23 protein-coding genes and 1 riboswitch are annotated in these 25,351 nt (G+C 44.6%); of the genes, 6 read left to right on the forward strand and 17 right to left on the reverse strand.

The features are described from left to right. Positions 1–11 precede the first annotated feature (11 nt). Positions 12–668 carry a potassium channel family protein gene (locus tag HRQ85_RS07850; RefSeq protein ID WP_017065605.1) on the reverse strand — a complete coding sequence of 219 codons (657 nt, stop codon included), beginning with the start codon at positions 666–668 and terminating at the stop codon, positions 12–14. 186 nt (positions 669–854) lie between these two features. Between HRQ85_RS07850 and HRQ85_RS07855 the strand changes: the two genes are divergently transcribed. From HRQ85_RS07855 to HRQ85_RS07865, 3 genes are all read left to right on the forward strand, one after another. Then, positions 855–1,988, forward strand: a complete 1,134-nt coding sequence (locus HRQ85_RS07855) for a mechanosensitive ion channel family protein (RefSeq protein ID WP_172379236.1) — start codon at positions 855–857, stop codon at positions 1,986–1,988. A 124-nt stretch (positions 1,989–2,112) separates the two neighbouring features. Beyond that, positions 2,113–3,648 (forward strand): mannose-1-phosphate guanylyltransferase/mannose-6-phosphate isomerase, encoded by a 1,536-nt coding sequence (locus HRQ85_RS07860; protein ID WP_172379356.1) that lies wholly within the window; start codon positions 2,113–2,115, stop codon positions 3,646–3,648. Positions 3,649–3,663: 15 nt separating this feature from the next. Beyond that, on the forward strand, positions 3,664–5,088 hold the full coding sequence (locus HRQ85_RS07865; RefSeq protein WP_172379237.1) for a phosphomannomutase CpsG: 1,425 nt from the start codon (positions 3,664–3,666) through the stop codon (positions 5,086–5,088). Between the two features lie 112 nt (positions 5,089–5,200). Here HRQ85_RS07865 and aroG read toward each other — a convergent pair whose 3' ends face one another. From aroG to HRQ85_RS07885, 4 genes are all read right to left on the reverse strand, one after another. Next, complete coding sequence (gene aroG / locus HRQ85_RS07870; RefSeq protein ID WP_048612919.1) at positions 5,201–6,253, reverse strand: 3-deoxy-7-phosphoheptulonate synthase AroG; 1,053 nt, start codon at positions 6,251–6,253, stop codon at positions 5,201–5,203. Between the two features lie 313 nt (positions 6,254–6,566). Then, the gene (locus tag HRQ85_RS07875) at positions 6,567–6,782 is read right to left on the reverse strand and encodes a DUF3820 family protein (protein WP_004730103.1); all 216 of its coding nucleotides are present in this window, start codon (positions 6,780–6,782) and stop codon (positions 6,567–6,569) included. 12 nt (positions 6,783–6,794) lie between these two features. Beyond that, complete coding sequence (locus HRQ85_RS07880) at positions 6,795–7,466, reverse strand: DUF3313 domain-containing protein (protein WP_059018970.1); 672 nt, start codon at positions 7,464–7,466, stop codon at positions 6,795–6,797. A 100-nt stretch (positions 7,467–7,566) separates the two neighbouring features. Next, entirely contained in the window at positions 7,567–7,920 is a 354-nt protein-coding gene (locus tag HRQ85_RS07885) for a hypothetical protein (protein ID WP_017061749.1), read from the reverse strand. A gap of 323 nt (positions 7,921–8,243) precedes the next feature. Continuing rightward, positions 8,244–8,333, forward strand: a riboswitch (cyclic di-GMP riboswitch). 72 nt (positions 8,334–8,405) lie between these two features. Between HRQ85_RS07885 and gbpA the strand changes: the two genes are divergently transcribed. Next, positions 8,406–9,872: an N-acetylglucosamine-binding protein GbpA gene (gene gbpA, locus HRQ85_RS07890; protein WP_172379238.1), complete on the forward strand. Its 1,467-nt coding sequence runs from the start codon at positions 8,406–8,408 to the stop codon at positions 9,870–9,872. Positions 9,873–9,982: 110 nt separating this feature from the next. Here the strand turns inward: gbpA and cyoE are convergent, their stop codons facing one another. From cyoE to HRQ85_RS07910, 4 genes are read right to left on the reverse strand one after another with little or no spacing between them, the layout of a single operon-like run. Beyond that, positions 9,983–10,957, reverse strand: a complete 975-nt coding sequence (gene cyoE / locus HRQ85_RS07895; protein WP_172379239.1) for a heme o synthase — start codon at positions 10,955–10,957, stop codon at positions 9,983–9,985. Then, positions 10,947–12,002 carry a COX15/CtaA family protein gene (locus HRQ85_RS07900; RefSeq protein WP_172379240.1) on the reverse strand — a complete coding sequence of 352 codons (1,056 nt, stop codon included), beginning with the start codon at positions 12,000–12,002 and terminating at the stop codon, positions 10,947–10,949. The genes cyoE and HRQ85_RS07900 overlap by 11 nt, the downstream gene beginning before the upstream one ends. A 60-nt stretch (positions 12,003–12,062) precedes the next feature. Beyond that, positions 12,063–12,671, reverse strand: coding sequence for a hypothetical protein (locus HRQ85_RS07905; RefSeq protein ID WP_172379241.1), 609 nt, complete (start codon positions 12,669–12,671; stop codon positions 12,063–12,065). 48 nt (positions 12,672–12,719) lie between these two features. Further along, positions 12,720–13,661, reverse strand: a complete 942-nt coding sequence (locus HRQ85_RS07910) for an SURF1 family protein (protein ID WP_172379242.1) — start codon at positions 13,659–13,661, stop codon at positions 12,720–12,722. Here HRQ85_RS07910 and HRQ85_RS07915 point away from each other — a divergent pair. After that, positions 13,549–13,779: a DUF2909 family protein gene (locus HRQ85_RS07915; protein WP_017064837.1), complete on the forward strand. Its 231-nt coding sequence runs from the start codon at positions 13,549–13,551 to the stop codon at positions 13,777–13,779. The two genes, HRQ85_RS07910 and HRQ85_RS07915, sit on opposite strands and share 113 nt — an antisense overlap. A 19-nt stretch (positions 13,780–13,798) precedes the next feature. Here HRQ85_RS07915 and HRQ85_RS07920 read toward each other — a convergent pair whose 3' ends face one another. The 4 genes from HRQ85_RS07920 to coxB are packed head-to-tail and all read right to left on the reverse strand — an operon-like array spanning position 13,799 to position 18,262. Next, the gene (locus HRQ85_RS07920) at positions 13,799–14,683 is read right to left on the reverse strand and encodes a cytochrome c oxidase subunit 3 (RefSeq protein WP_009845661.1); all 885 of its coding nucleotides are present in this window, start codon (positions 14,681–14,683) and stop codon (positions 13,799–13,801) included. Between the two features lie 38 nt (positions 14,684–14,721). Then, positions 14,722–15,390 (reverse strand): cytochrome c oxidase assembly protein, encoded by a 669-nt coding sequence (locus HRQ85_RS07925; protein WP_172379243.1) that lies wholly within the window; start codon positions 15,388–15,390, stop codon positions 14,722–14,724. Positions 15,391–15,401: 11 nt separating this feature from the next. After that, on the reverse strand, positions 15,402–17,063 hold the full coding sequence (gene ctaD / locus HRQ85_RS07930; protein ID WP_172379244.1) for a cytochrome c oxidase subunit I: 1,662 nt from the start codon (positions 17,061–17,063) through the stop codon (positions 15,402–15,404). Further along, complete coding sequence (gene coxB / locus HRQ85_RS07935; RefSeq protein WP_172379245.1) at positions 17,060–18,262, reverse strand: cytochrome c oxidase subunit II; 1,203 nt, start codon at positions 18,260–18,262, stop codon at positions 17,060–17,062. Before coxB ends, ctaD begins: the two co-directional genes overlap by 4 nt. 453 nt (positions 18,263–18,715) lie before the next feature. On the opposite strand from coxB, the gene HRQ85_RS07940 reads away from it, so the two are divergent. After that, the gene (locus HRQ85_RS07940; protein ID WP_172379246.1) at positions 18,716–20,422 is read left to right on the forward strand and encodes a phospho-sugar mutase; all 1,707 of its coding nucleotides are present in this window, start codon (positions 18,716–18,718) and stop codon (positions 20,420–20,422) included. A gap of 107 nt (positions 20,423–20,529) precedes the next feature. On the opposite strand, the gene HRQ85_RS07945 is transcribed toward HRQ85_RS07940, so the two are convergent. The 4 genes from HRQ85_RS07945 to yegD form a co-directional block, all read right to left on the reverse strand. Next, positions 20,530–21,162, reverse strand: a complete 633-nt coding sequence (locus tag HRQ85_RS07945) for a LysE family translocator (protein WP_172379247.1) — start codon at positions 21,160–21,162, stop codon at positions 20,530–20,532. A 150-nt stretch (positions 21,163–21,312) separates the two neighbouring features. Next, positions 21,313–21,945, reverse strand: coding sequence for a fumarylacetoacetate hydrolase family protein (locus HRQ85_RS07950; RefSeq protein ID WP_172379248.1), 633 nt, complete (start codon positions 21,943–21,945; stop codon positions 21,313–21,315). A 346-nt stretch (positions 21,946–22,291) separates the two neighbouring features. After that, positions 22,292–23,413 (reverse strand): porin, encoded by a 1,122-nt coding sequence (locus HRQ85_RS07955; protein ID WP_172379249.1) that lies wholly within the window; start codon positions 23,411–23,413, stop codon positions 22,292–22,294. Between the two features lie 491 nt (positions 23,414–23,904). Continuing rightward, a complete protein-coding gene (yegD, locus tag HRQ85_RS07960; RefSeq protein WP_172379250.1) occupies positions 23,905–25,257 on the reverse strand; it encodes a molecular chaperone in 1,353 nt (450 codons plus the stop codon). Between the last annotated feature and the right edge of the window lie 94 nt (positions 25,258–25,351).

Raw genomic sequence — 25,351 nt, forward strand, 5'->3', positions numbered from 1 at the left:
CTTATTGCCAATTACCAATTGCGTAGCTTTCTAGATAAGGTCTCTTTCGGCCCAGCGATGATCACCACATCCCCAATTTCTAAACTCACATCCAGTTCTGGTGCTTTAGTTAGGTTCGGTCCTCGTTTGAAGCCAAGTACCTCAACACCATTTTCTTTACACAGCTTAAGGTCGCCAAGTTTCTTACCCAACAAATTAGAACCAATAACAATCTCCGTCATCGCTAAACCGCTGCCAAGATCGATAAACTCAAGAACGCGTCTATCCAACATTTTACGCGCAACACGAATGCCCATATCTCGTTCAGGCATGATGATATGGTCGGCACCAATTTTAGAGAGAATCTTGCCGTGAAACTTATCGTTCGCCTTTACCCAAACAGCTTTTGCGCCTGATTCTTTGACCACTAGCGTAGTGAGAATACTGGAGTTAACATCAGAGCCAATCGACACCATCACCATGTCGTAATCGTCGAGTCTTAACTCTTTGACGGTCTCCTCGCTTGTACAGTTCGCAACAATCGCTTGTGAAACAAAAGCCGCCGCTTCTTTCACTCGCTCTTCATCAATATCGACGGCGAGTACCTGTGCGCCTGAACTTTGCAGCTCTTTGCAAACAGATAAACCAAATCGCCCTAAACCGATAACTGCATATTGTTTGTCGCTCATTTGAAATCCTGTTTAGAAATTTTAATTACACGGGATAGCCAAACCTACATTAGTTTCTATCTCAAAAAAAGTTAGTTCTGCAAGAATAAGGTTATACTATTGTCATAATCGCTTGATTTATAAAGGTAGAGAACAACTCGAGTTTCTGCTAATTTCCAATTCATAATTTCTGCGGCAGCACACACAATGAATGAATTCATAACCCAAGTACAAACCTACATCAACCAGAGCCATAGTGATTGGGCAAACAGCGTCCTATTCATCACTGTTGCGAGTTTTCTCGCTTGGGTAGCTTGGCGAATTATCCATAATCGCTTAGAAATTCTGGTTCAAAAAACCCCATTTCACTGGGACGATCTACTGCTAGAAGCACTAAAAACCCCTGTCAGCACGTTACTTTGGTGTTGGCCTGCTACAGTATCCGTCGGGCTAATCCTTCAAGACCAGTTTGGCAATGAAATCAACTGGTTAAAAACGCTTAAACACATATTGATTATCTGTACCTTCGTTTGGTTTACCTTGCGAATGATCACAAACACTGAAGCCTATGTCTTAGAGCAAAAAACCAGAGACGAAACCACAGTACAAGCTATAGCGAAAGTCGCTCGCTTGTTCTTTATGGTGATGGGCGGCCTAACTATCATGCAGGCATTTGGACTCAGCCTTTCCGGTTTACTTACCTTTGGTGGTGTTGGTGGCTTGATCGTCGGTTTAGCGGCTAAAGACTTACTGTCGAACTTCTTCGGTGGCATGATGATTTACTTCGATCGCCCTTTTAAAGTCGGCGACTGGATACGCTCTCCCGATCGTCAAATCGAAGGCACCGTCGAACGCATTGGTTGGCGCATGACCATCATTCGCACCTTTGATAAGCGTCCTTTGTACGTGCCGAATTCTGTGTTCAGTAACATTGTGGTTGAGAACCCATCAAGAATGTTGAACCGCAGAATCAATGAGACTTTTGGGCTTCGTTACCAAGATGCAAACAAACTAGCTCTGATTGTGAATGACGTAAAAGCCATGCTTGAAACGCACCCTGACATTGATGCCAAACAGACGCTGATCGTTAACTTTGATAAGTTTGGGCCATCAACGCTCAACTTCTTTATCTACACCTTTACAAAAACGGTCAACTGGGTGAGATACCACGAAGTTAAACAAGATGTCCTGTTGCAAGTGTTAGCGATTATTCATAAGCACAATGCAGATATCGCCTTCCCAACACAAACACTCAAAATCGATCCTCAGGGCTTTGGTGAAACTCACGCTTTTGGTGAGGCTCAAAGTATGATCACTTCCGCCCCGGAAGGTCATCAATAGCCAAGCCCCTATTGATTGTCGAGAAGTAAGCTGGTTAATAATAAGTAAACTGGTTATCGATAAATAAACAGAGTGAAGCGTGGTAACATGGCGCAAGTATTCAAATGCACCTAATTACCACGCTATGATTTTACCTGTCATTCTAGCCGGCGGCTCCGGAAGTCGTCTCTGGCCACTGTCTCGCGAGCTTTACCCTAAGCAATTTCTCAATATTGCCGGTGAGCAGTCAATGCTTCAGCAAACGCTTCAACGCCTGCAAGGTCTTGAAGAGCACTTGATGGATAGTAAATGCGATGCCCCATTCATTATCTGTAATGAAGAACATCGCTTTATTGCCGCTGAACAAGCTCGGGCATCCAATATCCAACACAGTGGAATACTGTTAGAGCCAGTCGGTAGAAACACAGCCCCAGCTATTGCGCTTGCCGCCCTAAAGGCTTTAAGTAAACCTACGCTTGATGAACAAAGCGCACCCGACCCTATCTTGTTAGTGCTGGCTGCTGATCATCACATCGCGAAAACCTCTGAATTCCAACAAGCGATTAGTCGTGGTGTTGATTATGCAAAACAAGGCAAACTGGTAACATTCGGCATAACACCTGACGCCCCAGAGACTGGTTATGGCTATATCAAGCAGGGAAAGCCTCTTTCCTCCAGTGTTAAAACTGATACTAATGGGACAAAGCAGCCAATCAATCACGCCTACGCCATAGAATGCTTTGTAGAAAAGCCAGACACAGCAACAGCAGAAGAGTACATCCGCTCAGAACAATACTTATGGAACAGTGGCATGTTCATGTTTAAGGCATCACGCTATGTTGAAGAACTCGCCGAACACCACCCTGAGATATTAGCGGCTTGTAAACTCGCTCTTGCAAAGCAAAATACCGACCTCGACTTTATCCGTATAGACGCTGAAGCATTCAAAAGCAGTCCGAGTGATTCTATCGATTATGCCGTGATGGAGAAGACCTCACACGCCGCAGTGATCCCGATGGATGTCGGTTGGAACGACATTGGCTCATGGTCCGCGATCTGGGATGTAAGCGAAAAAGATGAGCACAATAACGTCATTGAAGGTGATGTGTTGACCGTCGACTCTCAACACAACTACATCCATGCTGAAAATAAGCTGGTTGCTACGGTAGGCGTCGATAACCTGATTATTGTCGAAACCAAAGACGCTATATTGGTCGCGAATAAAGACAAAGTTCAAGGCGTGAAATCAATTGTCAGCCAGCTGAATCAAGCAGATCGCACAGAACATGTTCATCACCGCGAAGTGTTTAGACCTTGGGGTAAATACGATGTAATCGATCTAGGCAAACGCGACAAAGTTAAACGTATCACCGTAAAACCCGGTCACAAGTTGTCGTTACAAATGCACCACCATAGAGCGGAACATTGGGTAGTCGTGGCGGGTACTGCGAAAGTGACCAACGATGAAAAAACCTATCTGGTTAAAGAAGATCAATCCACTTACATCCCTTTAGGCCATATTCACTGCCTAGAGAACCCAGGGGTTCTCCCACTCGAGATGATTGAAGTGCAAACAGGCAGTTATTTAAGTGAAGACGACATCATTCGATATCAAGACAGCTATGGGCGAGACGTGCGCAAGCAACAAGTCCACTCATCAAAGCACAACCAAACGAAATAAAACAGCGACAAATCGATGAAACCAACATTAGACCTGAGCTGCTTTAAGAACAACGATATCCGCGGCGTCATTGGTAAACAAATCAATGAGCCACTCGCCTACCTGCTCGGTAAGGCATTTGGCGAATACGTTCTATCCGCTACGCCTGAAACCCCATTCGATGGCTTGGCGCAGGTAGTGATTGGTCGTGATAACCGCGAAACGTCCCTGTCATTACAAGAAGCCATGACCAAAGGCTTGATCGAGTCAGGGATTACCGTAATTGATCTAGGTATGACTGGCACTGAAGAGGTCTACTTTGCGACTCGTCACCTAAAAGCGATTGGCGGAATACAAATTACAGCTAGCCACAACCCAATCAATTACAACGGCATGAAATTGGTCGGTGTAGACGCTAGCCCTATCAGTAAAAACAGTGGTTTAGATGAAATCAAACGACGCATTGAAGAACTTAATCAAGAGCTGAACTGCAATTTACCGTTCGTTCATGCACAACCAAGTAATTCTCGTAGATCGACCAGTATTCTCGCCACTTATGTAGACCACCTACTCTCGTACATAACCCCATCAAAGCTGTCACCGATGAAGATTGTGGTTAATGCTGGGAACGGTGTTGCAGGGCATGTCATTGATGCTTTAGATAATAAATTTAACGAACTCTGTGTCCCTATCACTTTCATCAAAGTTCATCATAACCCTGATGGAAACTTCCCAAATGGTATTCCAAACCCTTTGATTAGAGAGAACCAAACAGCCACTCGAGATGCCGTTTTAGAGCATTCTGCCAACCTTGGAATTGCTTGGGATGGAGACTTCGACCGATGCTTTTTCTTTGATGAGAAAGGCAATTACATCGAGGGTTATTACATTGTCGGGTTACTTGCTGAAGCATTCTTGGTCAAACAGCCTAACGCGACTGTATTGCACGATATGCGCATGACCTGGAACACAATTGAAGTCGCAAAAGCGCATGGTGGAAAAGCGATTGGAATTAAAGCGGGGCACGCACTTATTAAAGAGAAGATGCGTGAAACAAATGCCGTCTATGGTGGCGAAATGAGTGCGCACCATTATTTTCGTGATTTTGGATATTGCGATTCAGGTATGATCCCTTGGCTATTGGTTATCGAGCTGATGTCGAAAACTCAACAATCGCTTCACCAGTTGACGAGTGCCAGTATGCATAGATTCCCCTCGTCAGGAGAGATCAATCGCAGAGTTTCAGACCCAGAGCAGGTCATGGCTTGCGTGTTATCGCACTACCGAGATAATGCCGTTGAGATCGATCACACAGACGGGATCAGCATCAATATGGGCACATGGCGCTTCAACTTAAGAAAGTCCAATACCGAGCCATTAATACGCCTCAACGTGGAAACCAAGCAAGATAGAACTTTACTGTCACTTAAAGTCGACGAGTTACTGTCTTTTCTCATTTAAGAATAATGATACTTTCAGTTTATAACTAAGAATTACAAAAAAGCCCTTACTAGCTGTTGCTAATAAGGGCTTTGAATTTTCAGCCGCTTAGTGACTGGTTGTAATAATTAGATTACTTGTTACGGCGAGCTTCAACAGCGCCTGCCAGTTGGCGAAGTACTGTCTCAGTGTCTTCCCAACCAATACATGCATCAGTAACTGATTGACCGTAAGTTGCAGCTTTGCCATCAACCAGGTCTTGACGACCTTCAACAAGGTGAGATTCAATCATCACACCAAAGATAGCTTTGTCGCCACCAGAGATTTGAGCACTAACGTCATCAGATACATTCATTTGACGCTTAAACTGCTTAGAGCTGTTTGCGTGGCTGAAATCGATCATCACTTTTTGTGGGAGACCTGAAGCTGCTAGCTCTTCTTTAATCTTACCAACGTGTTCTGCGCTGTAGTTTGGCTCTTTACCACCACGTAGGATGATATGACAATCAGGGTTACCTGCTGTTTCAACGATAGCTGAGTGACCGTACTTAGTTACCGATAAGAAGTGGTGAGAAGCGCTAGCAGAGCGAATAGCATCTGTTGCGATCTTGATGTTGCCATCAGTACCATTCTTAAATCCAACTGGGCAAGATAGGCCAGAAGCCAGTTCGCGGTGAACTTGAGATTCTGTAGTACGTGCGCCGATTGCACCCCAGCTGATTAGGTCAGCAACGTATTGAGGCGTGATCATATCTAGGAATTCGCTTGCCGTTGGCATGCCCATGTCAGTTAGATCCAGCAGTAGCTTACGTCCTAGACGAAGGCCATCATTGAGCTTGAACGTATCGTTCATGTACGGGTCATTAATTAGACCTTTCCAACCAACAGTTGTACGTGGCTTTTCAAAGTAAACACGCATTACGATTTCAAGGTTATCACCAAGTTCGTCGCGCAACACTTTCAAGCGCTTACCGTACTCAAGAGCAGCTTCTGTATCATGAATAGAACATGGACCTACAATAACAAGCAAACGGTCATCGCTCTCTTCTAAAATATTGTGGATCGCTTTGCGGCTTTCAAAGGTTGTAGAAGAAGCAACTTCTGTCGCTGGAAACTTTTCTAAAACAGCAACAGGGGGTAATAACTCTTTTACTTTGTTAATTCTTACATCATCAGTCTGGAACATTGCTTACTTCTTCCTTTTTTCTATCCTTGAGCTGAATGTACGTTGTCTCACGTCACTTTCTATCAGCACTAATCTTCTTGTTCCCTGTAACTTAACTAGTAAAAACTCTAGTTTCAATCACTAATTAAAAATAAACGCAATTTTTTTTGTGTTTTATATTTAAAACACCCTGTATGCCATTATTTACACGCTATCGATTGCGTATTTTATAGGAAAGCAAGAACAGCCATTATTCAAGTTTCATCATGCATGTAAAATTGTGTCGAACTTAAAAACAAAAAAGCTCACGCATTCAGCGTGAGCTTTTATTTAATTACATTCTTTTCAATGGCTTGACGACACTATCAAGCCCTTCAATTTTCAGAGCAAGGCACAGTTTTAATAAATCGCCTAGTTCACCAGACGGGAATCCCTTTTTATCGAACCACAGCAAATATTCTTCAGGTAGGTCAATCAGTGTACGACCCGCGTACTTTCCAAATGGCATCTGCATTCGAGCCAACTTAATCAGGTTTTCTTTCTCTAGCATTATTCGCTCTTTCTATGCGTCATCTATGTTGTGTAGAGTATCACCTAAACGCTCGACCCAATAGTTGATCGCGTCTTTGGCATCATCCAGCGAATCAATTATGGTTGAAAAGTCTTTATTACCCGCTTCACGATCGATAGCTGCAAACAATGGTGTACCCTCTTGAGCATCACTGACCAATAACTCTACACTCGCACTCCCAACATTGGTGTGCTCACCAGTCGTGACCTTAGATATGGTTGACATCGCAAGACCAAACGGCAGAACGCTGCTCGTTACAGCTAAGATCGGATTTGGCGTTTCAACGTTACTCAGAGCGATACTCAAGCGCAGCGTTTTTCCTGTAGGTTCATCGACAATCGTTTTATGAGGCGATATTTTTTCTTCCAAGCGTTCAACCATATGCTCAGTGAGTTCCTGAATCTCTTCCTGATCCAACGAACCTTCTTCTGCTAAAACAAAAATTTGGTCGATCACTACAGAGTCGTAATCATCTAACTTGGACTTCAAACGCTGTGTGTCACGCAGCCCAACCCTTGCCCAAACCAAGTCGACGCCTCCGACAGGCCCAGCCTGAAAATCTTCGTAGCTGGTAAATTTAGTAGCTGTTCTAATTGGGCCGCCTGCACAACCAAACAAGAAAATGCTGGTTGCAACAAGCAAAAGGACTTTTAAAGAGTTCATAACGCACTTAGCTAGAATTAAGGAATCTAACTAAGTATGCCATACCCTATGTAAAAAGGTTGTAGAAAAAGGGGGTTAAAAATCAGAGCTAACTCTAAAATTAATCATGTTGAACAGTGTGTGCGTACTCTACAATTACCTGATTTCCTTCAATATAAGCATTTTGGATCTCACCATCAACACTCATTCTACTTTTCAGGTAAACCACTTTAGGCCCAGACTCATTGCCCTCTTTTAGCGAAGGGAATACATTCCTTGGTTCCAAATGAAGTAAACGACAAAAGTGACTAATGAAAGACATGGTTAATGGCGTCTCCCCTCTTAGCACTCTTGAGAAATCAAGCTGGTTCATGCCTAGCTTTTTTGAAAACTCCATCTGCGTAATTCGCATTCTCGATTTTTGTGACATCCACGTTTGATACAACGCGTCTCTGTCTAGTTCTGTGAATTCCATACCGACTCCTTTATATAATTCATACCAATCAATTGTCCGGTTTTTCATACATGGCGTGTCAGGGTTCGGTTAGTGGAAACCAAAGGTTTGGTTTTGATATGCGCACAATTGTCGTACAGAGCAAAGCGAAACAACCCAAATTCATTCACTAAAACGATTAGAGCAAAAGCTTTCTTTATTTATATCAATAATTTATACGTTAACGAACTAAACATATAGCAAGTTAATTTGTATTAAGAATTAAAAGTTCGAGATTGGCATTCCACATTTCAATCGATTGATTCGCATTTATAAAACTGGTTGGCTACATTTCGGTTGCTCAAACGCACTTCTGGCAAACTATTTGAAAGAATAGGACGCAAAGCCACCGGTCTGTCGACAAATATTCTGTCTATGATAGCGGGGCCGCCACTTAATAGGATTTAAGTGTAAATGCATGCCGGAGTGTTCTCTTTTTTGTCGGCCAAATACAGTAAGGACAAATAATGAAACAACTCCCAAAAAAATCACTCATCGCGCTATCGCTTCTTAGCGTAAGCGGTGCTAGCTTCGGTCACGGTTATGTCTCTGCATACAACAATGGCGTTGCTGAGAGCCGTGTTGCCCTATGTAAGTTCCCTGCGAGTGATACGCAAGAGAAAAACACCAACTGTGGTGGTATCCAATACGAACCACAAAGTGTAGAAGGCCCTGAAGGCTTCCCAGAAGTTGGCCCTGCTGATGGAAAAATTGCCAGTGCGCAATCTTCTTTAGCTGCAGCGCTAGACGAGCAAAAGGCAGACCGCTGGGTTAAACGCCCTATCAAGTCTGGTTCTCAATACTTCGAGTGGACATTCACAGCTAATCACAAGACTCGCGATTGGAAATATTACATTACTCAACCAGACTGGAATCCAAACCAGCCTTTGGCACGCAGCTCTTTTGACTTAACGCCATTCTGTGTTGTTGAAGGCAATATGGAACAGCCACCGATGCAAGTAAGCCACTTGTGTAATGTGCCAGAACGCGAAGGCTATCAAGTGATCCTTGCGGTATGGGATGTAGGTGACACTGCTGCGGCTTTCTACAACGTTATCGACGTGAAATTTGATGGCGACGGCCCTATCATTCCTGATTGGGATCAAGGTGGTCAAATCAACCCGACACAAGACCTGAATGTTGGTGACGCTGTTTATACGCGTGTATTTGACCAATCTGGTGAGAACGCTTCATACAGCACAGAGCTTGTGATTGAAAGTTCTGAGCAAGGCAAAGCCAATAACTGGTCTTACGCTCTTGCCTCTAAGATCAATCAAGAGCAGACGCAAATCAAAGCAGGCCAATTGAACGACCAAGGCGATTTCGCACCCGTTTACGGCACTAACCCTGTTTATCTAAAAGCAGGCTCTGGCTTTAACAGTGTAGAAATCGGCTACAAGATTGATACTCCAGAACCCGAGCATGAGTTAGAAGTAACGGGCTTAGAATCAGATTACATTATCGATGAGAGCCAACCTACTCAGCTTGATCTTACGTTAGCGGCAACAGGCGATATCCAAGCTGAGCTTACCGTGTACAACCATCACCGTGAAGCACTTGCATCTCAGAAGTCTGAGTTAACAGACGGACAAGTTGAAGGTGTTCAACTGACTCTTTCTAAGTCTGAAGCTGGCCACCACATGCTTGTGGTTGTGACGAAAGATGACCAAGGTAACTTAGTGGATCAGAACACGCTTGATTTCCATCTAATGGACGAGCAAACGCCGCCACCAGCGGGCGACTACGACTTCGTGTTCCCAGAAAGCATTGAATCTTATACTGCAGGAACAAAGGTTCTGAGCAGCGATGGTGGTGTTTATCAGTGTAAAGAGTTCCCATACTCTGGTTACTGTGTTCAATGGGCTCCAACAGCAACTCAGTATGAACCAGGTGTCGGTTCACACTGGCAAGATGCTTGGAACAAAGTGGACTAATTGTTAGCGAGTTACTTACTTTCAAGTATGTGAGCTTGTGTAATTAGCCAAACAAAAACGGATGCCCAGAGCATCCGTTTTCTTATTCAGAAACAGCAGAAATGCGGTTATCAAAGTAGATAATGGTCTGCCAACAGAGCCACAAACAAGATCATGAGATGATAGATGGAGAACTTAAAGGTCTTCATCGCCATATTAGGTTCATCACGATATTTAAGTATCCAAGCGTGATAAACAAACCCGCCGTTGAGCACCAATGACGCGCTCAGATATATCCAGCTACTCATGCCAACCAATACAGGCAATATACACACGATGCTAAGCAACAAGGTATAGAGAAAAATAGACGTCTTGGTGTATTCGATTCCGTGGGTCACAGGCAACATGGGGATGTTAACTTTGGCATACTCGTCACGACGATGAATTGCCAACGCCCAGAAGTGGGGAGGTGTCCAAATAAAGATGATCATCACCAACAACCAAGCGTTTGAATGCAGCTCGTTGGTGACTGCCGTCCAGCCCAATAGCGGAGGCATAGCGCCTGCGATCCCTGCTATCACGATGTTCTGTGGCGTCGCTCGCTTCAAGTACATGGTATAGATGACCGCGTAGCCCAATAAGCTTGCAAAGGTTAACCAAGCCGTGAGTTGATTGACCCACACAACTAACGTAGCAAACCCAAGTAAGCCGATACCTGCTGCAAAGCTGAATACGCGCACACTGCTGAGCTCACCGGATGGTAAAGGACGTCGATTTGTTCGAGTCATCTGTCCGTCGATCTTTTTATCGATCAAATGGTTAAACGCAGCCGCTGAACCTGCCATTAACCCTATCCCAATCATTCCGAACAGAGTTTGTTGCAAAGGCAATCCATTCGGCACGGCCAAACACATCCCAACCAATGCCGTCAGTAACATCAAAGCCACCACTTTAGGCTTGGTCAGCGTTAAATAAACCTTCCAAGTAGCTTTGTTTTTTTCAGCCTTTTCGTTACCTAAAGCTATGTCATTGTTGGCTGCTATCTTATGATTTAAGGCTGCGTCTTGAGCCACCACCTCATACTGTGTTGACGTTCTACTGACCATGATTACCTCCTTGTAATACACTGTTCTTCACCAAGTTCTCACTCGATTTGCGTTGCCACACCACAAAATTGGTTACAACCATGCTGATGAGCAACATTGCTGCGACTAGGTTATGCAAAACCGCAACTGAGATTGGCAAGTGAAACCATACATTACTGATCCCAAGGCTGATTTGAGTACACAACACTATTGCCACAATCACGCTCAGCTTTTGGTGAGCTGCTTGGCCAAACTTCCATAACTGGTACACGACCATCAGCACCGTTAAGGTCGCCACAATAGCCCCGAACCTGTGCATGACATGGATGGTGAGCCTCGCGGGATACTCCAACACGCCAAACTCATAGTTATCGTGTCCATGTTGAGCAAAATCGAACGCATTTTTGAAATCGAGGTAGCTCATCCAGTTACCTTCACAAATAGGCAATTGGGTACACACCAAAGCGGCATAGTTTGACGATGTCCAACCACCAAGCAGTATCTGCCCAACCACAATGAGTAACCCAAACAGCGCCCAAAATTTAAGTGTTGGAGAATAAGAAGCCTCGCCAAAACGGCTTTGGAATTGAGACAAACGACAATAAAGCAGACACAACAGTGACAGCAACGTGAAGCCCCCCATCAAATGCGCCATAACCACAACGGGCATCAACTTGAGAGTCACCGTCCACATTCCAAGCAAAGCCTGAAAGATCACAGTAGCCGAGATAAGTAATGGAAGACCAACTGGTGTGATGTTCTTTTTAATACACCAAGCTACAACGACAAAGATGAGCAGCCCTAATGTTCCTGCAAAGTAGCGATGTATCATCTCTATCCAAGCTTTGTCTGCTTCGAGAGCTCGCTCGGGAAATTGCAGATTGGCTTGATTCACTGCTTGAGCATCAGAAGGAACGGTGATCTTCCCATAACACCCTGGCCAGTCAGGACAGCCAAGGCCAGCATCAGACAAACGTGTATAACCGCCGAGAACAATCACGGTAAGGGTTAACAAGATAGTTAATCTCATCACGAGCATCAGTAAATCAGGGGCTTTATTCTGCATCACTTATCTCCCTATACTTATTCTCTTTCGCTGCTTAAGCTCAAGCACTCGCGCCATCAACTACCCAACTCGTGACAGCTTAAGTAGCTTTCTTAAATCATGAATCATGCCTTTAGATTGGCTGACTAGCTGCGACGGGTCAGAAACGCTTTTGTACTCCATAACCAACTGTCCTAGCGGGTCAATAATGACAATAGAAGCCGGCGCAAACTCGGTACTTAACTGATCACCACCAGCTAACAAAGACAAATCCGGCTTATCAAGCGACCCCGTTAACGAATTACCTTCCGATACAAAAACAACGGCGGTCACTCGCTCTTTATTTTTCCCTAACGCCAAGTAGCTTTGATTCAAATAATGAAGCTGTTGTTCACACAAGCTTTCGCACTCCATCGGTGCGATATAACCCACAACCCAACCCTCTCCTGCCATGGGTACCGTTACGCCGAAATCCGCTAGTGTGGTTCTTGGTTCGACCAATTCGCCGGAGTTAGTGACACCTGAGGTGTACCAATTCTGGTCCAACACGGTTTTGGCAATAATCGCAGGTAAAGCAAAAATCAAAACTAATCCGATTAATACCAGACGTCCCTTAGTTCTTCGGTTTTTAAGCTCGGCCATGTTTGCATCGGTACTTTCCCTGTTCATTTGTGCTTGAGATTTATCCATCTTTCTTCCTTGTTGTAGGCGCTGCCTTTCAATCGCTATTTCAAGTGCCTACTTCTTATTGATGTGGCTATTTTTCTTAAAATATTGGAACCCAATCAACAACATCAAAAACAGAAGTACAGCAGCCATTACAAACCATTGAAACGAGTAACCAAAGTGCTTCTCAGATTTCATCACCGTCGGTCGCCATAACAACTCATAAGGCCAGGAATCTAAGCTCTGAGGTTGGAAGACAAAAGGCAGCACTTCTTGCCCTGTGTACTTTGATAACGCTGCTATGTTTAGGTTTTGGATTCTATTCGGTGCCGTGTTTTCTAAACCCAACTCATGACTTAAAGGATTAACTGAGCGTGTATACAAGCGCCCTGACATTTTGGTTGGTACAGTGATGCTTCCTAATTGCGGCAGTTCTCTTCTGTCATTACTTGCCGGAACAAACCCAAGATCGATCAACAACTGTTTTTCAGCCACTAAGGACTGGTTTTCATCTTCAAGACGAACCTTACCCAACATGTAAATCACATACCCTACCGTTCCTTCGTTTATCTGGTTGTCTAACAAGAGTATCAAGCCACTCGTATTGACTAACTCAACATCAGCCTTCAACCCGTTTAGGGTTTGAGGATTTAATGACTCTTGATTAGATAAACTCAGCTCTCGCATCTCAGAAATAACGACTTCTAAAGGTTGTGACGATAGCTGTGCTCTCTCAGCTAATTGCTGTTCATAACGTAATTTCTCGTTACCACGATCGAGTTGCCACAAACCTAACTTGATTAAAACGCCGACAGAAACCACAGTTAAAACAACCGCTATCCAAAAACCTTTACTGCGGAACTTGTGTTTATCATCAATCAATCGGTTTGGAGTTATCACTATGGCGTCATCTACCTTTGTACTGTTATTTAAAGTCGTATTGGTCGCTTTGCTGTTTTTTATCGCTTTCAATTTGATGAAAGGCCTAATCCAAATCGCCTCTGGTAAACACAATGGAAAAAGGCTCAGTCACTTCTTGGGGCGTCGTGTCATGTGGTCAGCCGTTGTCGTGCTACTTTTATTACTTGCTTTGGGATCAGGAGTGATAACTCCCAACCCTCGCCCCTATTAATCCCCTATAGGCTCAGCAGTTAAAGCACATAGACAAATACAAACAGGCCCAACCAAACCACATCAACAAAGTGCCAATACCAACTGCCCGCTTGGAACGCAAAGTGGTCTTTCGGAGTGAAGTGGTCTTTCGCAACCCTTGCCAGCAACACAATCAAAAAGATCGTCCCTAAACAGACATGTAAGCCATGAAACCCAGTCAGTAAAAAGAAGGTATTACCGTAGATGCCTGACTGAAGTGTCAGCCCCATCTCTTGATAAGCGTGAAGATACTCTTCAACTTGGAAGAACAGGAAGAAGCCAGCCAGAACAATGGTTATCTCCAACCAGACGATCAAAGCCATACGCTTATTTTGCTCAAGACTGATATGTGCCATGTGCAGCGTCACAGAGGAAAGCAGCAGAATAATGGTGTTCTTAAGAGGGATACCTTGCCAAGGCATGGCTTGTGTCGTTACGCCATCAGGGGTAGTCGTTAGTGGCCATATTGATTGGAACATCGGCCACAATACTTCATGGGTCATTTCATTATTGCCCGCACCACCAATCCAAGGCACAGAAATCATGCGAGCATAGAAAAGCGCGCCAAAGAAAGCGCCGAAGAACATGATTTCGGAGAAAATAAACCAACTCATTCCTTGTCTAAAAGAACGAGAAATCTGCTCAGAATAGAGACCACTCAATGATTCTGTGATCACATTGCTAAACCAACCTGCGAGCATGTAAAGCAGCACTGCAAACCCGACTAACAACACCGCTTTGCCAAATACTCCACCTGCGGCGTCGGTTCCCATGTTTTGCACCGTCAAGCCAGCGCCAACTGCGACCAAAAACAGTGCTACAGCACCCACCAATGGCCAGTGGCTTTGGTGTGGAACGAAATAGACTTCCTTTTTAGAACTCATCGCTCAACTCCTTTTGTTGATTCTGGTTCTGTAAATCCCTAGTTACTTGCGAGTGTGCTCGCTTTTGGTGAGCCAGATTGTAGTGTGCTCAATGTTGATGTAGTCACTTCAGGCTTACTTGCCTCTCCACTCACCTGACTCGTGATGTTAAACAGCGTATAAGAGAGCGTCAGCGTGTGTATCGATTCTGGAATATCTGGCTCAATGTAAAATATCAAACCCATTTCTGCGCTCTTGTGCCCGTCCAATGGCTGCTGATTAAAGCAAAAGCACTCCATCTTATTGAAGTAAGTTGCCCCCATACCTGGAGAAACCGATGGTACGGCTTGGCCAACCAATGAAGCTCCAGAAAGGTTTTTGGCAATGTAGTTAGTCTGAACCACCTCACCAGGATGAACCTCTAACACTCGAACCTCAGGCGAAAACTGCCATGGCATATCTGGCTTGATGTGGGACATGAATTCGACTCGAACCGTACGAGAATAGTCAGGCTGCATTCCCTGAGGTTGAACTGCGGAAACGGTATTGGTTTTACCATTTATCCCTAAAGCCTCACACATCACATCGTAGAGCGGCACCAAAGCGAAACCGAAGCCAAACATCGCAACCACGCTCAACACCAAGTAACCTGTCAGCTTTTTGGTCGATCGCTTATTAGACAGGCGCTTGGGTTGGGTTTTATCTTGATCGCTTTGCTTATCATTCATGGTCCTGTCCTCTAATCCACTTTCGGTGGATGAGTAAAGGTGTGGTGAGGCGCTGGGCTTGGTACTGTCCATTCAAGACCTTCAGCTCTATCCCAAGGCTTGCTTGGCGCAGGCTCTCCGCCTCTTACGCACTTAATCGCTAGCCATAAGAAAATCAGCTGAGACAACCCAAAGGCAAAGCCACCAATCGACACGACTTGGTTAACATCAGCAAACTGAATGGCGTAATCTGGAATACGACGCGGCATACCCGCTAACCCTAAAAAGTGCATAGGAAAGAACAGTACATTGACTGAAATCACCGACGTCCAGAAATGCCACAGGCTGAGCTTGTGGTCGTACATATGTCCGGTCCACTTAGGCAGCCAATAATAGGCGGCAGCCATAATCGAGAACACGGCACCTGTTACCAGAACATAATGGAAGTGAGCCACAACAAAATAAGTATCGTGATATTGGAAATCAGCTGGCACGATAGCGAGCATCAATCCAGATAACCCACCAATAGTAAACAAAACAATAAAGGCAATCGCAAACAGCATTGGGGTTTCAAAGGTCAAAGCACCCCGCCACATGGTCGCCACCCAATTGAAGACTTTCACACCGGTCGGCACCGCTATCAACATGGTGCAATACATGAAGAACAGTTCGGCAAATACTGGCATACCCGTGGTGAACATGTGGTGCGCCCAAACCAAGAATGACAGCAGTGCGATACTACAGGTCGCATAAACCATCGAGTGATAACCAAACAGGCGCTTACCACTGAATGCAGGTATGATTGCAGAGACAATACCAAAAGACGGCAAGATCATGATGTACACTTCGGGGTGCCCAAAGAACCAGAATATGTGCTGGAACATCACCGGGTCCCCACCACCAGCGGCATCAAAGAAGCTAGTCCCAAAGTATTTGTCAGTCAGTACCATGGTCACAGCCCCCGCGAGCACGGGCATCACAGCTATCAGCAAGAAAGCGGTAATTAACCAAGTCCATACGAACATCGGTAGCTTGAACCAAGTCATGCCCGGTGCGCGCATGTTCACTATGGTTACGATCACGTTAATCGCCCCCATGATCGAACTGATCCCCATAATATGAACTGAGAATACGAATAGCGCGGTACTGTCTGGGCCATAAGTTGTCGAGAGTGGCGCATAGAAGGTCCAACCAAAACTAGGGCCGCCCCCCTCTGTAAACAAAGATCCGATTAAGATTAGAAACGCAAAAGGCAAGATCCAGAAACTGAGGTTGTTCATTCTAGGCAACGCCATATCGGGCGCACCGATCATCATCGGAATCATCCAGTTAGCCAAACCCGTAAATGCAGGCATCACGGCACCGAATACCATGATTAAACCATGGACAGTAGTCATCTGATTGAAGAAATCTGGCTCAACAAGTTGTAAACCCGGTTGGAACAGCTCCGCACGGATCACCATCGCCATGGCGCCACCCGTTAAGAACATTGCAAAGCTGAACCAAAGATATAATGTACCGATGTCTTTATGATTGGTTGAATACAGCCAACGAGCCCAACCTTTAGGTGCCGCATGTGAGTCGTGATCATCAACAGGCAAATCATTATTGCCCAAGATGCCTTCCGCAGAATGGCTCAGTACTTGATCTTCTGCTGGAGCCGATTTCACCGGCTTATTGATTGGTGAACTCATAACTGATCCTTAGCATCATTTTGTGCATCATCCGTTGAGCTTTCAGAACTGCCTTCTTGCTTGGCCTTATAAGCGTTCACATCTGAAGCCTGAACAATATCGCCAGTGTCATTACCCCAAGCGTTTCGTTGATAAGTCACTACCGCTGCGATCTCTTTTTCAGTTAACTGATTATCGAACGCTTGCATCGCCGTACCGCCACGACCATAAACAATGGTGTCGATATGAACATCCACATCACCAAGGGCAATTGGACTTCCTTTGATGGCAGGGAATGCTCCGGGAATGCCCTCACCGTTTGCTTGGTGACAAACCGCACATCGAGTTTTGTAAACCTCTTCACCGATGGTATTCAACTCCGCCAAGGAAAGTGACGCATCTAATGCATCTTTCGCGGCTTGTTGCTCGGCTATCACCAACTCTTTCTGTTCCGCTAGCCATGCGTCAAACTCGTCTTCTTCCATGGCATGCACCACTATCGGCATGAAACCATGAGCGCGGCCACACAACTCTGCACACTGCCCGCGGTAAACACCGGGCTCATCTATCTTTGTCCAAGCCTCATTAATAAAACCCGGAATGGTATCTTTCTTAACGGCGAATGCTGGCACCCACCATGAGTGAATCACATCGTCAGAAGTCATCAAGAAACGGACTTTACGGTCAACAGGCAGTACAAGCGGCTTATCAACTTCTAGCAGGTAATGCGCGCCTTTCACTTCGAGGCCTTCAATCTCTTTGTCACTGGTCGCTAGAAGGCTGAAAAATTCGACGTCTTCACCAAAATAGCTGTAATGCCATTTCCATTGTGAACCAGTGATTTTAACGGTCAGGTCTGATTGGGAGGTATCTTCCATCGCTATCAAAGTTTTGGTGGCGGGTATCGCCATAGCGATGAGGATGATAATAGGGATGATGGTCCAAAGAATTTCGACTTTCGTGCTTTCGTGAAAATGGGCAGCAACGGCGCCCTTCGATTTCCTGTGCCTCAAAATCGAATAAAACATCACACCAAAAACCACAAAGGCAATCGCACAACAGATGTAGAAGATCAGCATATGAAGTTCATACACCTTACCACTGATCTCAGTGACGCCTTGAGTCATGTTGTAATCACTGCTTGCATGCACTAAAGGCGATACTAAAAGCACAACAAAACTCTTCAAAAGCCACGTTAGCCTAACCAGTAATCTTTTCAAAAGATCTCTCCTTATCCTTCCTAATTGGATACTTGCGACCTAAATGTCGTTGCGAGCTGGACAACATTCATTGTTATTCCGGCTACACATGAAAAGGCTGAATCTCAATCTACAACTCACATGGAACTAGCCTGTGAGCGGGCTACTGTCCTCATATAACCTACGAACTAATACGGTTCAAAAGCGTTGGAGGTTTCCATGAAAGATTCAAAAACGGCGAATTTGTTAAATTTTGTTATATTTATGTAAAAGGCTAGTTAGTGATATCCAATTGTTCAAGGTAAGTTTACTTACTAAACAGTCAATTATTTGAAGTGGCTTAATCTACGTGCCCTCTTGCCGTTGGAATTTATTTTATATCGAGTTTTACGATTGCTTTCATGGAAATGATAATCAATATCACTTAAATTAAATCAACAGTAAGTCATACAGACATTAATAGGTTTAGTGATTATGCAAGATGCAATGAATTGGTTAGCGAGAGACCCAGACCCAAGAACTCGTGAAGAACTTCAACACCTCATCGATGAGGGAATGCACGACGAACTTGAAGACCGCTTTACCCAACGATTAGAGTTCGGAACGGCAGGACTTAGAGGCAAAGTTGGATGCGGGCCAAATCGAATGAACCGTTTAGTCATACAGGAAACAGCAACTGGACTCGGCCACTACTTAATCGAACATGTCGCTAATGCGACCATTCGCGGTGTGGTCGTCGGTTATGACGGCCGTTTAGATTCAAAGCAGTTCGCGATTGATACCGCTTCCGTACTCACGGCTTTAGGCATTAAGGTTTACCTAACCTCTAACGTCGCGGCGACCCCTATCGTTGCCTTTGGCATTGAACACTTCAACGCCGCCGCTGCTGTTGTGGTGACTGCCAGTCACAACCCGCCGGAATACAATGGTTTCAAAGTGTACTGGGAGAATGGCGCTCAAATCATTCCTCCTCACGACGCGGGTATTGCCGCTGAAATCGATATCGCATCAACCAAGCCGCTCCCTTTAATGAGCTTAAGTGACGCTGAAACGCAAGGTAAGTTGGTGTGGTTAACTGAAGGCTATTATCAAACGTACCGCGCTGCGATCAATCAGAGCCCATACGTGAGTAAAGAGATCGAATCGGCGAAAACCACCATCACCTATACCGCAATGCATGGTGTCGGCGCACAAATGGCGGAAGATCTACTTCATGATTCTGGTTTCCATAAGGTATTCAGCGTTGCAGAACAAAGAGAGCCCGATGGTAACTTCCCGACCGTCAACTTCCCGAATCCAGAAGAAAAAGGCGCGATGGATCTGGTGGTTAACTTAGCAAAAAGTGTCGATGCCGACATTGCTTGTGCCAATGATCCAGATGCAGACCGATTTGCCGTTGCAGTGAGAACAGATGGTGGCTCATACAAAATGCTAACAGGTGACCAAGTCGGCGTGCTATTCGCTCATTACTTATTGTCAAAACCTCACACCAAAAACCAATTAGTTGGTAACAGCATCGTCTCATCCACCTTGCTAGAAAAAGTGGCTCAATCCCATAGTGCGACTTATTTCCAAACGCTGACAGGTTTTAAATGGTTAGCGAATATTGGCATGCAATTGGAAGATGATCAGAACGAGTTCTTGTTCGCCTATGAAGAAGCATTAGGCTACACAATTGGTACTCAGGTACGAGACAAAGATGGGCTGTCTGCTATCGTCGTGTTTGCTCAATTGGTTGAGGAGTTAAAATCGCAAGGTCGAACCGTTTGGGATCTTCTCGCTCAGATTTCATTTGAACATGGTGTTCATACCAACGCTCAACGAAGTATTGCCCTGGACCCAGATTCACCATCGATTGGTTCTAAGCTCCGCTCGGCACAGCCTAAAGCAATCAACGGTGTCGCTATATCTGTAATTGAAGATCTGCAGTCTTCTTTACGCTTCGTCATTGGAGGCAATACGGAAGCCATTAACCTGCCTGCAAGTGACGTACTCATCTATCACCTCGAGGATGGGTCACGCATTATCGTAAGACCTTCAGGCACAGAGCCAAAAGTGAAGGTCTATTATGAAACGGTGACAAAGTTTGAAGGGACAGAAACCTATGACGACACTCGCCTACGCGGTGAGCAGTACATGGAGAAACTGATTGAACAGCATCAACAAGAGTTGAACTCATAGCAGTTAGCGCGTTCAACATGTAACGGTTAAATATATAAAAATGGACGCTCGAAGCGTCCATTTTTGTCTCAGCGGCTAACCACGAGAAGATGTTTGATTTGATTCGTCTACGAAGTAAAGAAAGAAGACAACATCCAGATAGCTAACACGATGAAAACTCCGCCCATGACTTTCTGTTGATAGGTACGAAACTTCGCGTTTTCTACCAGAGACTTACCAATCGTACCCACTAACGCCACCAACAAAAAGTTAAACGTTAAGCCGAGAACATTCAGCAATAAACCCAGAACGAGCATCTGCTCACCGGAAGTCGCTTCAATATTCGTCGACACGAACTGAGGCAGAAACATCACAAAGAAAACCAAGGCTTTTGGATTAAGCAGGTTACTAATAAGCGCTCTTTGGTAATAGGCTTTTGCTGCAAAGTTATCGCTTAACTCAGGAGCATTACCCTGCTCTGTTCGAAGGCAATCCCACCCCATCTTCAACAAGTACGCGCCGCCTAATAAATGTAGAGCTTTAAGCGCTATTGGGCTCATTGCGATCAATGCTGAAACACCCATCGCTGCCAATACTGTCAGGATGATTCCGGAAGTTGCGTTACCTAAACTTGCGAACACACCAACCTTGCGGCCATAACTCATACTTGAGCTTGCGATGAGTAACATATCTGGGCCAGGTAAAAGAAGAAGTGCAACAACGGCTGTCAAGTAAACAGGTAAGATGGCTAAGTCGATCATGGGTTTCAGTATTGATAAAAACGGAGGCGGATTTTATATCAATTACTAACACCCTTCCAGATGCAATTAGTTGTAAGGTGGCAAACTGTACGAATTAAAAACTAATTTTAACCATTTAAACCAATTTATTAACTAAAAATAGAGTATTAATTAACTCGCTACCCACTCAATCTCAATCAATGTCGTTTCACCACACTTTAGACGGCCAAGGAAGATATCACCTCGATGGACCTCACCAACACCTTTAGGTGTGCCTGTCATTACAACATCACCATCAAGCAAAGTCGTATAAGAAGATAACTCTTCGAGGATAGTTTGTGGAGAGTAAAGCATCTGCTCTACATGCCCTTTTTGAACGCGAACACAGTTAATAAACAGCTCTAGATTTAAGTCAGAGAGAGCTAAGTTATCAATGGGTACAAAACGGCTCAAGACAGCGGAACCATCAAACGCCTTGGCGCGCTCCCAAGGTAGGCCTTTCGCTTTTAAGCTACTTTGTAATTCACGTTTGGTGAGATCTAGTCCTAAACCTACAGCGGAGTACTGGCTATTTTCAACGATAAAACAGATTTCTGCTTCGTAGTGCAGCGCTTCTTGATGAAAAGAAGACAGAGATGACGTAACACTGGTGCTCGGTTTATTGAAAACCACCATTGAGTCTGGGATTGCGTTATTGAGCTCTTCGATGTGATCGACATAGTTACGCCCAACACACAGCACCTTAGTTGGGGTTGCTGTTCGTTTCGAATTCACCAGCTGTTCCTGATCGACAACACTACTCATAGTTTATCCCTGAACTATTTTTTTGGAGTGGAGAGTTTAACGCATCATAAAATGAGAGTCTTCGACAAGATGGTTACCAATATCTAAATTCTGATCTTTAGCTCAATTAAATGATTTAAATACTTTTATCCGAAGATCGCGACATATAAGAACTGATGACAAGAGCCATAGCTTCGTAGACAAAATGAATAGCAAGGGAACATGAAGGAAAAGCTAAAACAGGTGCGTATAGAACGAAAGAAGCCCTCTCAAACCAAAAAACTTGAGAGGGCTTAGCATGGTGTCTAGGACAGTATCCGAAAAGGTAAATTTAAGGAGTAAACACTATGCTAAATAAGTCTGCGACTTATAGGTAGTAACGACCACCGATAGTCCACTTGTCATCAGTATTACGACCGTTGTCGTCATTTAGGTCGAACTGGTAACCAGCGTAACCAACAAACTTAGGAGTGAAGTTGTATTCAGTTTGAAGAGCTAGCTCTTCACGAGCTGTTTCTTTTGACTCGCCTGTAGCTACACGACCTTCAACCATCTCGTAGTTGATGATGAAGTTTAGGCTGTTGTCTAGTGCGTATGCAGCCAATAGCTCGTATGCGTCACTTTCAGCTAGAAGGCCCGTCACTGTAGTTTTATCAGTACCTACGGTTTCAGATGCTGATGTAGAGTTCATGAACTCGTTAGAAGCGTATACACCTGCTAGGTAAAGACCTTTACCATAAGAGCCGTATGCAGCAGAGAATACGTGAGATGATGCAGTTTCCGTCTCACCCATCATCTTGATGTCACCAGTGTTGTAACCGTAGCCAAGTTTAGCACCCATGATCTCGTAACCTAGAGTTACTTGAGTACGATCCTTAACTTCAGTGTTTAAACCGTATGTGTAAGATTCATCAGTAATGCCTGTAGCATCTGAATCTGTTACTGAGTAGATATCAGAAACAGTTTGAGTACCCTGCCAACCTAGACCGATAGTAACTTTACCAGCTTCACCTAGTTCAAAACCGTTGCGGTAAGAAACCATTTTGTCTGCACGACCAGTACCAAGAGCACCGTGGTTGTCGTAGATAAAGTCATTCGCGAATGCGATTGGCATATCCGCAACACCCGCTACGTCGTAGTAAGGAGCCCATTGAGTACCCACTACTGCGCGACCAAAATCATCGTGAGTAAGACCGACGTAACCTAGACGAGTTGTAAACGTCTCTTCACCACCTTCAAGGTAGTTAAGTGCCCATTCGCCTTTAGCGTCAGCAGTAAAGCCGTTACTCAGTTCTTGAGTAGCGTTAAAGTTGATACGTGGTGAGTTAGCACCTACATCTGTATCGCCGTTCTCAGAACCATTTAGGTTTACTGAAACGTGGCCGCCAACAGAGAATGTTGTGCCGTCTTCGTTGTAAAGTTCTACTGCAACTGCCTGTGTACCAAATACTGCACCAGAAATTGCTAGCGCTAAAAGTTTCTTATTCATTGTCATATCCATTATGTAACTGGGTGAGTTATTCACTAACAACCTCGTGCTTACGGAGAAGTTGTTACCTGCATTTAACAAGCAGCTCAACCGTAATATACGAATGGCAGGAAAGTTGCATTAAAATATATAAAATAAAAAAAATCGACCTGTCAAAAATAAAAACACCTTTAAAACAAAGTGATAGACGAGGACCCACTGACAAATCCTTTCATCTTTTTAGACAAGTACTTTGATTATTTTTGATTTTTTAATCACTAATAAAGCATTAAAAATCGAACCGACGATTCACTCATCAGACCATTGAGGTACACACCTTTCCCATTAAAACATTTTGTAACATTTAGAACTCGACTGAAATATTTAGCTTTGTGAAACAATTCTCGATTTGAGCTAGGAAGAGTGGCTCAATAGAAAGTTCACTGGAGAAAAGACAAAAAAAGGGCAACCAATCAGCGACTGGTTGCCCTTCATAACTCATCATTGAACTCTTATTTGAAGCAAACCTCAGCCCAACGAGCTAAACCTGCAGTTACTGAACCGAAGTAATTACCACTCACAATCGGTACTTTCGGCACAGCTTGTTGTACGGCTTCACGAAGTATCGGTGAACGCGCTGAACCACCCGTCATGTAGATTACGTCTGGCTTTTTCTGGCCTTGTTGAATCGCCTCTTTAACCAACTCAACCATCTTAGACTTTGGTGTTTCAATCGCTTCAACCATCTGTTCGACTGAGATATCTACCTCGACCAGTTCAGAGGCAACATTAATCGCAGCACGATATTGAGAGGATTCTGCCAGCGCAATCTTGGCTTCTTCCGCTCTGCGCACAATACCGTAGCCCAAGGTGTCGTGATAAACCTTCATCAAACGTTCTAGCTTTTGAGGCTCTGACGCTTCTTTACGAAGTAATTTCAATGCTGCTAAGTTTTCTCTTGAATAGAAATTCTTTTGAGCTTCAACATTATTAATCGCAATTGGATTCCAGAATTGAGTCAGTGGCATATCGATACCCGAAATACCTTTGCTTCCCATACCAAAAGGTGACATCAGTTGTTTGAACGCGAGATAGATATCGAGGTCATTACCCCCTACCCTTTGCCCACTGTGTGCCAACAAGCTCTGGGTACGGTCTGCCTTACCAGACCAAGTTGGTCCCATTTCTAATAATGAGCAGTCGGTGGTACCACCGCCAATATCGACAACCAATACCGTTTGGTTTTCAGTTAAGGTGCTTTCGTAATCAAGACCTGCGGCTACGGGCTCAAATTGAAAAGCGATATCAAGGAAACCGGCACGCTTAGCTGCGCGAGACAGTATGTCTTCAGCTTGTCTGTTCGCCTCTTCACCACCTCGACCGTGGAAGTTGATTGGTCGGCCGATAACAGCTTGCTTGATCTGTTCTTGAGTCGTGAGTTCGGCTTGATGCTTGATATTTGCCATCATGGCACACACTAAATCTTCGAAGAAACTCACCTGAACATCATGCAGTCCACTCGCGCCAAGGAAAGACTTAGGAGACTTAACGTAATAAACATCGCGAGGGTCTTCTAAATATAAGTCCAACGCAGCCTGACCAAATGCCATGTCTTCTGGCACTAAGTCGATACTCTCTTCTCTGTTCAGAGCAATCGCACGTCGTAATACTTGCTCACCGATCGCATCACTCGGCTTGATATTCAAGTGACGGAATAGATGTTCAGAAACACTCTCACGAGTAGGCGCAAACACGGTTGAGGGGATATAGTGGTTGTTACCTTCGAGCGGTAACAGGCTTGGCTCTCCATTAACCATCGCCGCGACAGAACAGTTCGCTGTTCCATAATCAAATCCAATAAACATAATATCCCCCACTCTACAAAAGGGGCGAGATGCTACATGAAAAGCCTAAAAATTACGAGGTCATTTCTAAATTTAACTGAGTAATTTCTTAGCC

It is taken from the genome of Vibrio sp. Vb339, assembly GCF_902751245.1.
GTDB lineage: Bacteria > Pseudomonadota > Gammaproteobacteria > Enterobacterales > Vibrionaceae > Vibrio > Vibrio coralliirubri.